This window comes from Streptococcus hillyeri (assembly GCF_003686955.1).
Taxonomy (GTDB): Bacteria; Bacillota; Bacilli; order Lactobacillales; family Streptococcaceae; genus Streptococcus; species Streptococcus hillyeri.
This window is the reverse complement of record NZ_RCVM01000003.1, coordinates 58,107-72,184: the sequence shown is the minus strand read 5'-3', so window position 1 is coordinate 72,184 and position 14,078 is coordinate 58,107. Positions and strand designations below refer to the sequence as shown.

The following is a 14,078-nucleotide window of genomic DNA, read 5'->3' as shown; positions in this document are numbered from 1 at the left end:
GTCTCAAAAAGTCCGTTATAATCAAGTGTTTACTCTTGATTATAATACCACCATGGCGAAAGAAGCGCTGGAAAATTGATACCTTTATTGGTCCTTTAGTTTGCTCAATATGCTAATTTTGATTTTGGTTGAGTATTAGTGACTTCTGATAAAGATTATGCGACCTTACTAACCTGTATGTCTTACGGTGTGAATGTTTACAGTTTATTGGTGCGTGGCTATTGTGCGCCTTATCATAACCCTAAAAAAGATTGCCATGTATTTTCACTTTCTCACTTGTGACAAAGTTGTGACATTTCTGTGTGGTGTTTGTGGGGATTTGTGCTGATTTTCTAGCTATAATAAAGTCACAGTCAAGGATGACTGGTCAACTTCCTCTCAGCTGAGGTGATGATTAAATAGAAATGAGGACATTCTTATGAAACAAACAAAACGTACACTAACTTCTATCGTAACAGGTCTTGCTATGGCAGGTGCATTGGTGGTAACACCGCTTTTACAAGCACCGCAGGTATTGGCAAATGAGACACAAACGACTTGTCAAGGTGGCGATTGCCTCTCACTTGAAACGGTATCAGTTTTATCAGAATACAAGAGCTTGACAGAGGCGGAGAAAGAAACAGTCAAGGCAGCTTACGACAAGGCAGATGAGATTTCAGCTCAGTTGGCTAAATTGTACGATGATAAGGGTAATGTTACTGACGAGAAAAAAGCTGAAGTGCTTGAAAAAGAATTGGAAGCTCTCTTTAAACCTATCGAGAAATTAGAAGAAAAAATGGCAGCAGAAGATAAGGAAGGCCTTGCTTCTGAAAATGCAGTGGCGATGAAAACTCTATCAGATACTGAGAAAAAAGAATATCAGTCTATCTTAGCAACGATTGAGCAACTAGAGGAACAGCTGGACGCTCTCTATGGTGATAAGGAGGAAGCATATGATGAAGCTAAGGCAAATGGATTAGAAGAGCAATTGACAGCAGCTTACGAAAAACTAGGAAAACTGGATTTGAAAATCCAAGTAGCTGCTATTGATGAAAGCTCTGCTTTGTCTAAAGAAGAAAAAGCTAGTTTAACAAAGGCTTATCAAATGATTTATGACCTTGAAGCGCAGTTAGACACCTGTCCAAGCGAGGAAAAAGCTGCTCAACTTGAAAAGGAATTGGAAAAAGTGTCTGAGGGGATTCGAGGCATTGAGGATAAATATTACGACCAAATGAACTGATGGTTTTTAAAAGAAGTCTGAGAGATTGTTTTCTCAGGCTTCTTTCACGTGAGAGGTCTTGCTTAAACGGTAAAAATTCGGTAGAGTAAAGATAAATGATTGAGTGGGGCAGGTTAAAAAGTGTAGCCCACAATAAGAAAAACGTTAGAGAAGGTGAGGCAGATGGCGAAACGCATTTTTGCGGCAGATGATGACGCGAGCATACGGGAGATTTTGGCGACATTTTTAGTGGACGCAGGCTATGAGGTGACGGTTTTTGAGACTGGAGATGCGCTTTACGACGCCTTTCAGCACAATCCTTGCGACTTGGTCATTTTAGACATTATGATGCCGGGAAGGTCGGGGCTTGAATTGACCAAACTCATTCGTGAGCAGTCTACAGTGCCGATTATCTTGCTGACAGCGAAAGATACGGACATGGATTATGTTTTGGGCATTAACTCAGGTAGCGATGATTACATGATGAAGCCGTTTAGACCTTCGATTTTGATGAGTCGCATTAAGGCGATCTTTAGGCGGATTGAAATGCTGTCGCCGAAGGCAGAAAAAGAGGTGCTGACATTTGGGGATTTAACCTATTCTGATCATGAACATGCGATAGTGTGTTCTTATCAAGCTCTGTCACTCAGTCAGACTGAATTACAACTGCTAAAATTTATGATGGAAGGGGCTGGACGAGCCATTTCACGGGAGCAATTATTAGATGAGGTTTGGGGCATTGATGCGACGATTGAAACACGGACGACAGATGAAACGGTTCGCCGAGTTCGTAAAAAACTCAGTCAAGCACAATCAAATGTCGCTATTTCAACCGTTTGGGGATATGGCTATAAATTGGAGGTGTTGGCATGACGAAAAAACGTGTCGGAATCTGGTTTATCTTAGTCAGTCTTGTGACCAGTGGGTTGATTCTGATTGGTTTTTATGTCGGCATGATGACCTATATTCATCAGGAAGCGCAGGTTGCCATTCAAGATAGTATTTTAGAATATTCAGAAGAATATAATGTCATTATTTCTGAACGTTTGTATGGATTAGACGTTCCCTTAACCAAAGATTATCAGCTTAAAGACAATATGGATGAGGATTCCCAAGAGACGTTAGAGTCTTTGGCGATATGGGCGAAGCAACATGTGAAAAATCACGAAATTCAGTTTGTGCACTTATCTGGAAATGATTACTATATTAGTGTGGCAGATGTGGGACAGGAAAAGGTGATGATTGTGGTGGAAGTTACACCAGAAATTCGTCTGGTGCACTATATTACTGTGTTGTTGCTGTTTATTCTTGTTCTGGGGTTGCTGGGTTCTGGAAATTTAGGAATGCGTCTAGGGGCTAAGATTGAACGCGAGCGTCATCAGCAAAAGGAATTTTTTGAAAATGCTTCTCATGAACTGAAAACGCCATTGATGGTCATTCAAGGTTATGCAGACGGTTTAAGCAACGACTTGTTGTCGTCGCAAGAAGCTAGTCAGAATATCCTACAAGAGACAGAAAAAATGCGTCACCTAGTGGATGAAATTTTGCACCTGTCGCGCTTGGAGAGTGGTGCGCTGGCAATCGAAAAAGTTCCTGTTTCGCTGAGTGACGTTCTGGAAAATTGTCTTTATCCCATCACCTTCCAAGCTCGTCAGCAAAATCTAGAAGTGCAAGAGGAACTGGCAAATGTGGAAGTATTAGCAGATCCCGCACAGCTAGAACGTGCTCTGACAAATATTTTGAGTAATAGCCTGCGCTATGCCCAGACCTATATCAGAGTGACAGTCACAACAAAAAGCCTGACCATTGCCAATGACGGACTGCAATTAAGCGAGGAAGATTTAGCACACCTCTTTGACCGTTTTTATACTGGCAAACACGGAAAAACAGGAATTGGAATGGCACTCACCAAAACCATCATTCAGCAACATGGTTGGAAAATATCGGCTCGTAATACCGTAGATGGTGTTGCCTTTGTTATTGCTTTTAGTAAATAGCTAGCTTGTCTTAATTCTTTAAAAACGTTAAAAAATGAGAGCATATCCTCAAGTTTTAACGTTTTTTCCTTGTCTTTTTCATCTGTTATATAAAAGAAAGGCCATAGTTATGTTATAATATAGGTGATTATTCTCAAGAAAGGCGCTGTTTTGGATATTTTAACTGCTTTGGCGACGTATTCTGTTATAGAGACAGAGCATCTGTACCTGAGACCATTTTCGTTTGCGGATGCGGAGAGTTTCTATGCGATTGCAAGTTGTCCAGATAACTTGGATTTTATCTTTCCCTTGAAAGCGACCAAGCAAGAAAGTGATTATTTGTTGGTGCATGGCTTTTTGAAAAGTCCTTTAGGCATTTGGGCGCTTGAGGAAAAACAGTCAGGAGAGCTTATCGGAGCCATCAAGTTTGATCAGTTGGACCTTTCTGAAAAATGGGCAGAGCTAGGTTACTTTGTTAAAAAAGAGTTTCAAGGTCAGGGCTTTGCCACGGAAGCGTTAAAAACCATTGCTTTTTTGAGTTTTCAAGAATTTGGGTTAAAGAAGCTCCGCCTTGTTACACATGAGGAAAATAAGGCAAGTCAGCGTGTTGCAGAAAAATCTGGTTTTAAAGTGAACCGTCATTATAAAGGAAGTGACCGTTACACACATAAAATGCGCAGATATCGAGATTATGAGCTGACCAAAGAGAATATTAAAATGACAAGATAACTAATGAATCAGAGATTGATGAAAGGAAATGCCCTGCTTTTTTGAGCGGATATCCGATGAGAGATTGGCTAGTTCGTAAAGCAGGATAGGTATCTTTTTTATGAGTAAACACCAAGAAATTTTAGATTATCTCGAAAATTTGGCGGTTGGCAAAAGGGTCAGCGTTCGTTCGATTTCCAACCACCTCAAGGTGAGCGACGGGACGGCTTACCGTGCGATTAAAGAGGCAGAAAATCGTGGAATTGTAGAGACAAGACCACGGTCGGGAACGGTTCGTGTGGATAAAAAAATGCGCGTGCGTTTAGATCGCTTGACCTATGCTGAAATTGCTCGCATCTCAGATTCTGATGTTGTTGCAGGTGCTGGGGGGCTCGGGCGTGAATTTAGCAAATTCTCTATTGGTGCCATGACCCGTGAGAACATCCTGCGCTATCTTGTTAATTCGGGACTTCTCATTGTCGGTGACCGTGAGGACATCCAGCTTTTGGCCTTGGAACACCAAAATGCTGTCCTTGTTACAGGTGGTTTTTCGGTTTCTGCTAAGGTTAAGGAAATGGCAGAGCAGACAGGAATTCCTGTCATGGTAACAGGTTATGATACGTTCAGCGTGGCGACTATGATTAACCAAGCGCTGTCTAATGCCCGTATCAAAACGGACGTCAAAACGGTTGATGAAATATACCAATTCAAGTCAGAATATGGTTACTTACAAGCAACAGACACCGTGAAAGATTTTCATCATTTGACCAAGAAAACCAACCATGTTCGTTTTCCAGTAACCAATGCGGATGAAAAAGTCGTTGGTGTGGTTAGCATGCGTGACGTTGCCCAAGTCGATCCAGATGAAAAAATAGAGACAGTGATGACCAGTATTCCCTTTACCACAAAGCCGAGTGTCAGTCTTGCTAATATTAGCCAAAAAATGATTTTTGAAGATTATAATATGGTGCCTGTTGTGGCTGATGATTTGACACTTTTAGGTGTGATTACTCGTCGTCAAATTTTGGAAGGCATGCAAAATCTTCGTCACCCGAATCTTCACACCTACAGCGAACAAATGTTGGCTCATCTGCATCATGAAAAAGATGATTTTTCATTCGTTGTTGAGCCAGTGATGTTAGACCACTTAGGGCAGTTAGCTCAGGGAGTCTTAGCTGAATACTTTAAAGAAGTAGCGCATCGCATTTTAACCAAAAAAAGTAAAAAGAATGTCATTATTGATCAAATGATGATATACTTTTTAGAGGCAGTTCAAATTGATGATCACCTGACCATTGTTCCAAAAGTGGTGATGGAAAGTCGCCGTAGCAGTATTTTGGATATTGATATCTACTTGGAAAATCAAATGGTTGCCAAGGCTATGGTAACGACTAAAACAACCTAGAATTATCAATTGAACGATATCAAACGAAACTAAAACTAAAGGAGAAAAATTTGATTACTTTAAAATCACAACGTGAAATTGAAGCTATGGATAGGGCAGGAGACTTTCTTGCTTCTATCCACATCGGTCTTCGTGACCTTTTAAAACCAGGCGTAGACATGTGGGAAGTTGAAGAGTATGTTCGTCGCCGTTGTAAGGAGGAAAATGTCTTACCTCTTCAAATCGGTGTAGACGGTCATGTGATGGATTACCCATATGCGACATGCTGCGGGCTTAATGATGAGGTTGCGCATGCTTTTCCCCGTCATTACATTTTAAAAGATGGCGATCTTCTTAAGGTAGATATGGTCTTGTCAGAGCCTTTGGACAAAGCGGTGCTAGATGTGTCAAAACTTAATTTTGACGATGTGGCTGAGATGAAAAAGTACACTGAGGATTATAAAGGTGGTTTGGCAGACTCTTGTTGGGCGTATGCTATTGGAAATGTGTCTGATGAAGTAAAAAATCTTATGGCAGTTACTAAAGAAGCCATGTATCTTGGTATCGAAAAAGCTGTCGTAGGTAACCGCATCGGGGATATCGGAGCAGCTATCCAAGAATATGCTGAAAGCCGTGGCTATGGCGTCGTGAGAGATTTGGTTGGGCATGGTGTTGGACCAACTATGCATGAAGAACCAATGGTACCTAATTATGGAACCGCAGGTCGAGGGCTTCGCTTGAAAGAGGGGATGGTCTTAACCGTTGAACCAATGATTAACACCGGAACTTGGGAAATTGACACTGATATGAAGACAGGGTGGGCACATAAAACGCTTGATGGTGGCCTATCTTGCCAATATGAACATCAATTTGTTATCACTAAAGATGGACCTGTCATCTTGACCAGCCAAGGTGAAGAGAGAACATATTAGTGCATTCATTGAAAAAAATAAAGGAGTAAAGTCAAGATGAAAAAACTATGGCGTCGTTTGCAAAATAGTCAGTTCTTGGCTTTTTTTCTTGAACATTATAAGGCCTCAGAGATGGATTTATCGAGTATTGCAGTGGCTTATTACCTCTTGCTAACGATGTTTCCTTTCTTGATTTTGTTGGCAAATATTTTCCCTTATCTCCAGATAGATACCAGCGAACTCTTGCTTTTTTTAGAAGATACCTTACCTCATCAACTTTATCTGAGTACGGCTAGTATTGTTCGCAATATTTTCAATACCTCGTCAAGCGGTCTTTTGTGGGTTTCCATTGTGACTGGATTGTGGACGACTTCCAAAAGTATGACCTTTTTACAGAAGGCTATCAATAAGGCTTACGACGTTCAAGAGCATCGCGATTTTGTCTTATCTCATGCAATCGGTGTTTTGTCTGGCGTGATCTTAGTCCTTTTTCTGATTTTGGCGATTGTGATTTCTACTTTTGGAAAAGCGGTGCTGGACATTATTTATCAGCATTTGAACATGGACCAATCACTCTATCATAATCTGTCTCATCTGACCCAGCCTTTAACCTTTATCGTCTTTTTAGTTGCCGTTGGCTTGCTGTACTTTATCCTGCCGAATGTGAAAGTTAAACGGTTGCGAAATGTATTGCCAGGAACCCTATTTACAAGTATTGTCCTTTTGCTGACGACCAGTCTTTTTGGTGCCTATTTTAATTTGGCGGCAGCTAGGCTAGAAGATTTACGCTTCTTTGGTTCGGTGGCTATTTTTGTGGTCATGTTCTGGTTTATTTTCTTTGCTAAAATTCTCATTATCGGTGCTGTGTTGAATTCATCTTTCCAACGCAGACGTGAAGGAGACATTGAAACGAGACGTGGAGATGTATTACAAATTATTCAAGACAGACGAGAAAAACGCGAGCAGAAATAAGATTTTCTGATGATTTAACTCATTTTTTCAATCTAATTTCATATTTTTTATGTAAACCTTTCCAAAAAAATGGTATAATAAACTCAAAAAAGTTGGAGGAATCCCTATGGCAGTAAAAGATTTTATGACTAGAAAAGTCGTCTATGTTTCTCCAGAAACGACAGTAGCCCATGCCGCAGATTTAATGCGAGAGCAAGGATTACGCAGACTTCCAGTTATTGAAAAGGATCGTTTGGTTGGTCTAGTAACCGAAGGAACTATGGCAGAAGCGCAGCCTTCTAAGGCAACAAGTCTATCTATTTATGAGATGAATTATTTGCTCAATAAGACGAAAATCCGCGATGTTATGATTAAAGATGTTGTGACAGTGGATCCTTATGCCAGTCTTGAAGATGCTATCTTTCTCATGATGACGCATAATGTTGGGGTTCTTCCAGTAGCAGAAAATGGTTATGTTTCTGGTATTATTACTGATAAGGATATCTTCCGTACCTTCCTCCGTGTTTCAGGCTATGGAGAAGAAGGGATTCGCGTCCGTGTGTTAACTGAGGATAGCGTCGGTGTTCTTGGAAAAATTATCAAGACTATTTCAGATGAAAATCTCAATATCCGCCGTACCGTCATTGCAGACGAGCGTCATGGTAAAGTGATTGTGGAAGTCCAAATTGATGGCACTTTTGACCTTGATCTCCTCAGAGAAAAATTAGAGGCTCAAGGAATGACGATTGATAGTCTTGTGAAAACACAGGCTAAAGCAGGATTTTAGTTTGTTAGCACTAGTTGGATTTACTAGTGCTTTTTACATGATTTTTTGGTAAAATAAGAGAAATGAGAAACAGAAAGTGATCGTATGAAAACAGGTCTTTTTATATCTTTTGAAGGTCCAGATGGTGCTGGAAAAACTAGCGTTTTAGAAGCCTTGGTCCCACGTTTGCAAGAAAAAATAGGCGATACCATCGTCACGACTAGAGAGCCAGGTGGCATTGTCATTTCGGAAAAAATCCGAGACATTATCCTTGATGTTAGCCACACCAATATGGATGATAAAACGGAACTTCTGCTATATATTGCAGCTCGCCGCCAACATTTAGCCGAAAAAGTTTTGCCTGCTTTAACCGCGGGCAAACTGGTTTTAGTAGATCGCTTTATTGACAGTTCAGTAGCTTATCAAGGATACGGTCGTGGGCTTGATATTCCAGCCATTACTTGGCTAAATCACTATGCCACTGATGGTCACCAGCCAGATTTGACCCTTTATTTTGACGTGCCATCAGAGATTGGTCTTGAGCGAATTTCACAAAATGCTGAGCGGGAGGTTAATCGTCTTGATTTGGAAGCTCTTAGCATGCACCAAAAAGTTCGCTCGGGATATTTGAAAATGGCGGAGCAGGAAAGTGAACGCATCGTGACAATTGATGCCAGTCAACCGCTTGAAAAAGTCATCGAAGATGCCTACCAAATCATCTTGGAAGCTTTAGAAAAGGCAGAAAAATGAACATAGCTCAGTATCAGCCAAAACATTATCAAACTTTTTCTCAGATATTACAGGCTAACCGTATGAGCCATGCTTATCTATTTTCTGGTGGTTTTGGTTCATTTGAAATGGCTCTTTGGCTGGCCAAAAGTCGTTTTTGTGAGCAATTATCAGATGGTATCCCCTGTGAAAATTGCAGGTCTTGTCGCCTAATTGAGGAACAAGAATTTTCGGATGTCAAAATCATTGAACCGCAGGGGCAAGTCATTAAGACGGATACGGTTAGAGAGTTGACACGTGATTTTTCACGCTCTGGATTTGAAGGTGAAAGCCAAGTTTTTATTATCAAGGATGCGGACAAAATGCACAGCAATGCCGCTAACAGTCTTTTAAAATTTATCGAAGAACCTCAAAGTCAGTCTTATATGATTTTATTGACCAGTGATGATAGCAAAGTACTGCCAACCATCAAAAGCCGGTGTCAACTCTTTCATTTTCCAAAGAATCAAGAGTATTTGGAAGAGTTATTGCTGCAAAAAGGTCTTTTAAAAAGTCAGTCACGCCTCTTAGCGCAAGTGGCTACCAGTGAAGAAGAAGCGCTAGCTTTGTCCCAAAATAGTAAAATACTGGAGCTAGAACAAGTGCTAGATAAATTTGCTAAGTTGTTGGAGCAAGAGACTAATAAGGCCTACTTAGAAGTAGCAAGACTAGCTCAAATAGCAACAGAAAAAGATCTCCAAGACTTTGCTTTTAGGCTGTTAACGGTCATCTTGTCACGGCAGAAAAATCCTAAACTGCTAACGCGTTGCCATCATGCAAGACAAATGTGGCAAGCAAATGTCAGCTTTCAAAATGCCCTTGATTATTTTGTGATTGCTTAGAAAGAAGGAAAGTGAATGAATAAAAAAGAACTATTGGAACAGATGGAATCCTTCTCTCAACAGTTTATGGTGACGCTAGCTGAGTTGGACGCCATGAGAAAAAAAGTCCAAGAAGTTTTTGAAGAAAATGCCCGTTTACGTATGGAAAACACAGCTTTACGTGAACATCTCAGCCAATTGGTCGTTGAAGAACAACATTCCTTGAAAAGCTCTACTAGAGGTAAGGAGTATGTGGAATCCATTTACGAAGAAGGATTTCATGTCTGCAATGACTTTTACGGGCAACACCGTGAAAATAAGGAAGACTGTGCCTTTTGCATGGAGCTTCTCTACAGTCGAAAATAATGCGAAAGCGAAAATCAGAGCTAACAAGATTATCGTCTTGATTTGTCTCATATTGACGATTTTAGAACTGATGGCTGTCTGTATCTTAAGAAAAGGAGAATATCATGCAAGTTCAAAAATCCTTTAAGGGGAAATCACCTTATGGAACCCTTTATTTGGTTCCAACCCCTATTGGAAATCTACAAGACATGACCTTTCGTGCGGTAGAAGTCTTAAAGAGTGTGGATGTTATTTGCGCAGAGGACACGAGAAATACGGGACTGTTACTCAAGCATTTTGAAATTGAGACAAGACAAATCTCCTTTCACGAACACAATGCTTTTGAAAAAATACCAGACTTGATTGCTCTATTAAAAGACGGTAAAAGCCTGGCTCAGGTATCTGATGCGGGAATGCCATCCATCTCTGACCCAGGACATGATTTGGTTAAAGCAGCCATTTTAGAAGACATTTCTGTCGTTGCTTTGCCAGGGGCTTCTGCTGGAATTACAGCTTTAATTGCTTCAGGTTTAGCGCCACAGCCACATATTTTTTATGGTTTTTTACCGAGAAAAGCAGGGCAGCAAAAAGCTTTTTTCCAAGAAAAAAAAGCCTACCCAGAGACCCAAATTTTTTATGAAAGTCCATATCGCGTATCTGATACGCTGGAAAATATGTTGGAAATCTATGGCGACCGTGAGATCGTTGTGGTCCGTGAACTGACCAAACTTTATGAAGAATACCAACGTGGAAAGATTTCGGAAGTCTTAACTTATCTATCAGAACATCCTCTGAAAGGTGAGTGCTTGATTTTAGTTGGAGGAGCTTCAGAAGAAGTTATGACAGAGGATAAGATAGAAAATTTAGATATAGCTGATTTGGTTGCGCAGCTTATTTCTCAAGGGAAAAAGCCAAATCAAGCCATAAAAGAAGTCGCTAAAACTTACAACCTCAACCGTCAAGAGGTTTATAATGCTTATCATAAGATTTAGAAGGGAAATACCATGTACGAAAATTTACTAGACCGCTTTTTGACTTACGTTAAAATTAACACACGTTCAGATGAAAACAGCACCACAACGCCATCGACACCAAGCCAAACAGAATTTGCACTCAATATCTTGAAACCAGAAATGGAGCGCATTGGCCTTGTTGATGTGCATTATTTGGAGCACAATGGCTATATCGTTGGTACTTTACCAACTAATGGTGAGGGGTTCAAGCACACCATTGGTTATATTTCTCATATTGATACCGCTGATTTTAACGCTGAAAATATTGCGCCACAAGTCATTGAAAACTATGACGGTGGTGATATTGCACTTGGTTCATCAGGTTATAGCCTATCTCCAAAGGATTTTCCAAGCCTTAATAATTACAAAGGGCAAACCCTGATTACAACAGATGGGACAACACTGCTTGGTGCTGATGATAAATCAGGTATTGCTGAAATTATGACTGCTGTTGAATACCTTGCAAGCCACCCTGAAATTGAACACGGTGAAATCCGTGTTGGGTTTGGTCCAGATGAAGAAATTGGTGTTGGTGCTAACAAGTTTGACGTTGAAGACTTTAACGTTGATTTTGCTTATACCATTGATGGCGGTCCACTTGGTGAGCTTCAATATGAAACCTTTAGCGCAGCCGCAGCGGAACTCCGCTTTATCGGACGAAATGTTCACCCAGGAACAGCTAAAGATAGCATGATTAATGCTCTGCAATTGGCAATAGATTTCCATAATCAACTACCTGCTGGGGAACGCCCTGAGCATACAGAAGGTTATGAAGGCTTCTATCACTTGCATGGCTTAGGAGGGACTGTTGACGAGGCGACAAGCTCTTATATTATCCGAGACTTTGAAGATGAGGCTTTTGAAAATCGCAAAGCTGAAATGGAGAAAATTGCTGCTAAGATGAATGCAGAGCTCGGAGAAGAACGTGTCATTTTGACCCTTCACGACCAATACTATAACATGAAAAAAGTCATTGAAAAAGACATGACACCAATTAACATTGCCAAGTCTGTGATGGAAAATCTTGATATTAAGCCAATCATTGAGCCTATTCGTGGCGGTACAGATGGGTCTAAAATCTCCTTTATGGGAATTCCAACACCAAACATCTTTGCAGGTGGTGAAAACATGCATGGTCGTTTTGAATATGTCAGTCTACAAACCATGGAAAAAGCAGTTGATGTTATCATTGGTATTTCGACGTTTAAAGAGAAAAAATAGAATCCAGTCGACATTTGTGATACAATAAAACCACGATTTAAGAAAGATTATTATGTCGATTGTTTATGGAAAGGGGAAGTGGCATGATTAAACTTTTTGGTAAAATCAGATATCATTGGCAGCCAGAATTGTCATGGTCGTTGATCTATTGGTCGCTGACCTTTTTACCTATTTTTATTGGTCTATCCATGCTCTATGAAAAAACAGACGTTCCAATGGCATTTTTTGTTATGATAGGTGTGTTTGGAACGCTCTTTAGCCTTGGATTTCATCGCTACTTTATTATCGGAGATGATGGTCGCTTAGAGATTGTTGATAGCAAATTTTGGAAACAAACTTATGTGCTCATTTCTGATATTGAGAAAATAGAAGTGACCAAAACCACTTTAAGTTTAGTTTTAAAAAATGGTCAAAGTCAGTTATATTATATGAGAAAATGGCCTAAGAAATACTTCTTAGATGCTCTTGCAATTCATCCGGATTTTGTGGGAGAAGTTGAGCTTTTGGATAATTTTATTAAGTTAGACTATTTTGAACACTATCAAGATGATAAGAAGGCTTCTACTCGTTTATAAGAGCCTTGGTTGGACAGGATTTGACGGCAAGAAGAGTGTCATTATCTGAGTCATCAAATTGTTGAGTGAGCAAATCGCTATCAGTGAATTTGACAATTCCGTCATCGTGATAATCAAAAGCTGCTGAATAGGTTTGGCATAGGCCGCAAGCAATACATTTTTCTGGAATTATAGATACTTTCATGGTATCATTGTAATACGAATTTTTAGATTTAACAAGGGAGAAATCATGAGTAAAGAACCATGGGAAGAGCAAGTATTTCCTGAGGAAGAAGCAGGAAACTCGCGACAAAAACATAAAGAGGTAGGGATTCAGACACCAATTTTAACCATTTTGCTCAGTATCTTTTTTGTCATTTTTGTTGGCATCTTGTTATTTATGTTCTATACGTCAAATGGAAATACAGACAGAGAAGAAGCTACAACAGGTTTTTATGGAGCTTCTACGAGTCAAGCGGATGCTAAAAAATCAGAGACTAAAACAAATGAAGCAGAAACGTCTTTGAACTCAGAAGAAATGACTGAGACAACAAGTGAAACAAGTGTTAGTCAGACAGAAGCAGTTGTGCGTAATGGTGGTACAACGGTTGTTGAAGCTGGTGAAGGAGCAGGTGCCATTGCTGCACGTGCGGGAATTTCTTTAGATAAACTCTACGCTTTAAATCCTGAGAAAATGACAGGACCTGGTGGAACGTGGTGGGCAAATCCTGGCGATGTGGTTTACATCGATTAGAAAGTAAGTTATGAAAGATATTAGAATTGCTATTGATGGACCAGCTTCAAGCGGGAAATCAACAGTAGCTAAAATTATTGCAAAAGACCTTGGTTATACCTATCTTGATACGGGAGCTATGTATCGCTGTGCGACCTATCTAGCTTTGAAAAATAAGTTGACAGAAGAAAATGTCTCTTTGATTTTAGAAGAGCTCGCTAAGCATCCCATTTCTTTTAGCAGAGACACTTCTGGTAATCAGTTAGTTTACTTAGGCGATACGGATGTGACTCTGGCGATTCGTCAAAATGATATCACCAATAATGTTTCTTGGGTCTCAGCCTTGCCTGAAATCCGTGAAGAACTGGTTGCTCAACAACGTCGTATTGCTGAAGGTGGAGCTATTATCATGGATGGTCGTGATATTGGAACGGTTGTTTTGCCTGACGCAGAACTTAAGATTTTCTTAGTTGCTTCTGTTGATGAAAGAGCAGAGCGTCGCTTTAAGGAAAATAAGGAAAAAGGAATTCCTACAGACCTTGAAACCTTGAAAGAAGAAATCGCTGCGCGTGATTACAAAGACAGTCACCGAAAAGTCTCTCCTCTAAAAGCAGCAGAGGATGCGATTACTTTCGATACAACAGGTATCTCTATTGAGGGTGTTGTAACATTTATTGAAGAAAAAGCAAATAAAATTATTGACAAGGGTTAGGCTCTCTGTTATAATAA

At 40.2% G+C, this 14,078-nt stretch carries 18 protein-coding genes; 17 read left to right on the top strand and 1 reads right to left on the bottom strand.

Annotated features, from left to right (window positions below):
• The first annotated feature begins 138 nt into the window (after positions 1-138).
• From EAF07_RS10590 to EAF07_RS02860, 15 genes are all read left to right on the top strand, one after another.
• On the top strand, positions 139-282 hold the full coding sequence (locus EAF07_RS10590; protein WP_183121647.1) for a hypothetical protein: 144 nt from the start codon (positions 139-141) through the stop codon (positions 280-282).
• Between the two features lie 136 nt (positions 283-418).
• Positions 419-1,219: a hypothetical protein gene (locus EAF07_RS02925; protein WP_121834795.1), complete on the top strand. Its 801-nt coding sequence runs from the start codon at positions 419-421 to the stop codon at positions 1,217-1,219.
• Positions 1,220-1,381: 162 nt separating this feature from the next.
• The gene (locus tag EAF07_RS02920; protein WP_121834794.1) at positions 1,382-2,071 is read left to right on the top strand and encodes a response regulator; all 690 of its coding nucleotides are present in this window, start codon (positions 1,382-1,384) and stop codon (positions 2,069-2,071) included.
• The gene (locus tag EAF07_RS02915; protein WP_121834793.1) at positions 2,068-3,195 is read left to right on the top strand and encodes a sensor histidine kinase; all 1,128 of its coding nucleotides are present in this window, start codon (positions 2,068-2,070) and stop codon (positions 3,193-3,195) included. The genes EAF07_RS02920 and EAF07_RS02915 overlap by 4 nt, the downstream gene beginning before the upstream one ends.
• Before the next feature lie 150 nt (positions 3,196-3,345).
• Positions 3,346-3,903, top strand: a complete 558-nt coding sequence (locus EAF07_RS02910) for a GNAT family N-acetyltransferase (RefSeq protein ID WP_121834866.1) — start codon at positions 3,346-3,348, stop codon at positions 3,901-3,903.
• 100 nt (positions 3,904-4,003) lie between these two features.
• On the top strand, positions 4,004-5,287 hold the full coding sequence (gene spxR, locus EAF07_RS02905) for a CBS-HotDog domain-containing transcription factor SpxR (RefSeq protein WP_121834792.1): 1,284 nt from the start codon (positions 4,004-4,006) through the stop codon (positions 5,285-5,287).
• A gap of 50 nt (positions 5,288-5,337) precedes the next feature.
• Positions 5,338-6,198 (top strand): methionyl aminopeptidase, encoded by an 861-nt coding sequence (locus EAF07_RS02900; RefSeq protein WP_121834791.1) that lies wholly within the window; start codon positions 5,338-5,340, stop codon positions 6,196-6,198.
• Between the two features lie 36 nt (positions 6,199-6,234).
• Positions 6,235-7,149: a YihY/virulence factor BrkB family protein gene (locus tag EAF07_RS02895; RefSeq protein ID WP_121834790.1), complete on the top strand. Its 915-nt coding sequence runs from the start codon at positions 6,235-6,237 to the stop codon at positions 7,147-7,149.
• 106 nt (positions 7,150-7,255) lie between these two features.
• Positions 7,256-7,915 carry a CBS domain-containing protein gene (locus EAF07_RS02890; RefSeq protein WP_121834789.1) on the top strand — a complete coding sequence of 220 codons (660 nt, stop codon included), beginning with the start codon at positions 7,256-7,258 and terminating at the stop codon, positions 7,913-7,915.
• Between the two features lie 84 nt (positions 7,916-7,999).
• On the top strand, positions 8,000-8,644 hold the full coding sequence (tmk, locus tag EAF07_RS02885; protein ID WP_121834788.1) for a dTMP kinase: 645 nt from the start codon (positions 8,000-8,002) through the stop codon (positions 8,642-8,644).
• On the top strand, positions 8,641-9,504 hold the full coding sequence (locus tag EAF07_RS02880) for a DNA polymerase III subunit delta' (RefSeq protein ID WP_121834787.1): 864 nt from the start codon (positions 8,641-8,643) through the stop codon (positions 9,502-9,504). Before tmk ends, EAF07_RS02880 begins: the two co-directional genes overlap by 4 nt.
• Positions 9,505-9,519: 15 nt before the next feature.
• Entirely contained in the window at positions 9,520-9,849 is a 330-nt protein-coding gene (gene yabA, locus EAF07_RS02875; RefSeq protein WP_121834786.1) for a DNA replication initiation control protein YabA, read from the top strand.
• Positions 9,850-9,953: 104 nt separating this feature from the next.
• On the top strand, positions 9,954-10,820 hold the full coding sequence (gene rsmI / locus EAF07_RS02870; protein WP_121834785.1) for a 16S rRNA (cytidine(1402)-2'-O)-methyltransferase: 867 nt from the start codon (positions 9,954-9,956) through the stop codon (positions 10,818-10,820).
• Between the two features lie 12 nt (positions 10,821-10,832).
• Positions 10,833-12,062 carry a peptidase T gene (pepT, locus tag EAF07_RS02865; protein ID WP_121834784.1) on the top strand — a complete coding sequence of 410 codons (1,230 nt, stop codon included), beginning with the start codon at positions 10,833-10,835 and terminating at the stop codon, positions 12,060-12,062.
• 83 nt (positions 12,063-12,145) lie between these two features.
• Entirely contained in the window at positions 12,146-12,637 is a 492-nt protein-coding gene (locus tag EAF07_RS02860; protein ID WP_121834783.1) for an EbsA family protein, read from the top strand.
• Here the strand turns inward: EAF07_RS02860 and EAF07_RS02855 are convergent.
• Positions 12,624-12,821, bottom strand: a complete 198-nt coding sequence (locus EAF07_RS02855; RefSeq protein WP_121834782.1) for a ferredoxin — start codon at positions 12,819-12,821, stop codon at positions 12,624-12,626. The genes EAF07_RS02860 and EAF07_RS02855 overlap by 14 nt on opposite strands.
• A gap of 45 nt (positions 12,822-12,866) precedes the next feature.
• Between EAF07_RS02855 and EAF07_RS02850 the strand changes: the two genes are divergently transcribed.
• A complete protein-coding gene (locus EAF07_RS02850) occupies positions 12,867-13,370 on the top strand; it encodes an SAG1386/EF1546 family surface-associated protein (protein ID WP_121834781.1) in 504 nt (167 codons plus the stop codon).
• A 10-nt stretch (positions 13,371-13,380) separates the two neighbouring features.
• Positions 13,381-14,061, top strand: a complete 681-nt coding sequence (cmk, locus tag EAF07_RS02845) for a (d)CMP kinase (protein ID WP_121834780.1) — start codon at positions 13,381-13,383, stop codon at positions 14,059-14,061.
• Positions 14,062-14,078 lie beyond the last annotated feature (17 nt).

Bases quoted from the DNA above. Each gene is read 5' to 3' on its own strand.
- EAF07_RS02925 (WP_121834795.1), top strand. From the start codon at position 419: ATGAAACAAACAAAACGTACACTAACTTCTATCGTAACAGGTCTTGCT.
- EAF07_RS02920 (WP_121834794.1), top strand. From the start codon at position 1,382: ATGGCGAAACGCATTTTTGCGGCAGATGATGACGCGAGCATACGGGAG.
- EAF07_RS02915 (WP_121834793.1), top strand. From the start codon at position 2,068: ATGACGAAAAAACGTGTCGGAATCTGGTTTATCTTAGTCAGTCTTGTG.
- spxR (WP_121834792.1), top strand. From the start codon at position 4,004: ATGAGTAAACACCAAGAAATTTTAGATTATCTCGAAAATTTGGCGGTT.
- EAF07_RS02895 (WP_121834790.1), top strand. From the start codon at position 6,235: ATGAAAAAACTATGGCGTCGTTTGCAAAATAGTCAGTTCTTGGCTTTT.
- EAF07_RS02890 (WP_121834789.1), top strand. From the start codon at position 7,256: ATGGCAGTAAAAGATTTTATGACTAGAAAAGTCGTCTATGTTTCTCCA.
- tmk (WP_121834788.1), top strand. From the start codon at position 8,000: ATGAAAACAGGTCTTTTTATATCTTTTGAAGGTCCAGATGGTGCTGGA.
- EAF07_RS02880 (WP_121834787.1), top strand. From the start codon at position 8,641: ATGAACATAGCTCAGTATCAGCCAAAACATTATCAAACTTTTTCTCAG.
- yabA (WP_121834786.1), top strand. From the start codon at position 9,520: ATGAATAAAAAAGAACTATTGGAACAGATGGAATCCTTCTCTCAACAG.
- rsmI (WP_121834785.1), top strand. From the start codon at position 9,954: ATGCAAGTTCAAAAATCCTTTAAGGGGAAATCACCTTATGGAACCCTT.
- pepT (WP_121834784.1), top strand. From the start codon at position 10,833: ATGTACGAAAATTTACTAGACCGCTTTTTGACTTACGTTAAAATTAAC.
- EAF07_RS02860 (WP_121834783.1), top strand. From the start codon at position 12,146: ATGATTAAACTTTTTGGTAAAATCAGATATCATTGGCAGCCAGAATTG.
- EAF07_RS02855 (WP_121834782.1), bottom strand. From the start codon at position 12,821: ATGAAAGTATCTATAATTCCAGAAAAATGTATTGCTTGCGGCCTATGC.
- EAF07_RS02850 (WP_121834781.1), top strand. From the start codon at position 12,867: ATGAGTAAAGAACCATGGGAAGAGCAAGTATTTCCTGAGGAAGAAGCA.
- cmk (WP_121834780.1), top strand. From the start codon at position 13,381: ATGAAAGATATTAGAATTGCTATTGATGGACCAGCTTCAAGCGGGAAA.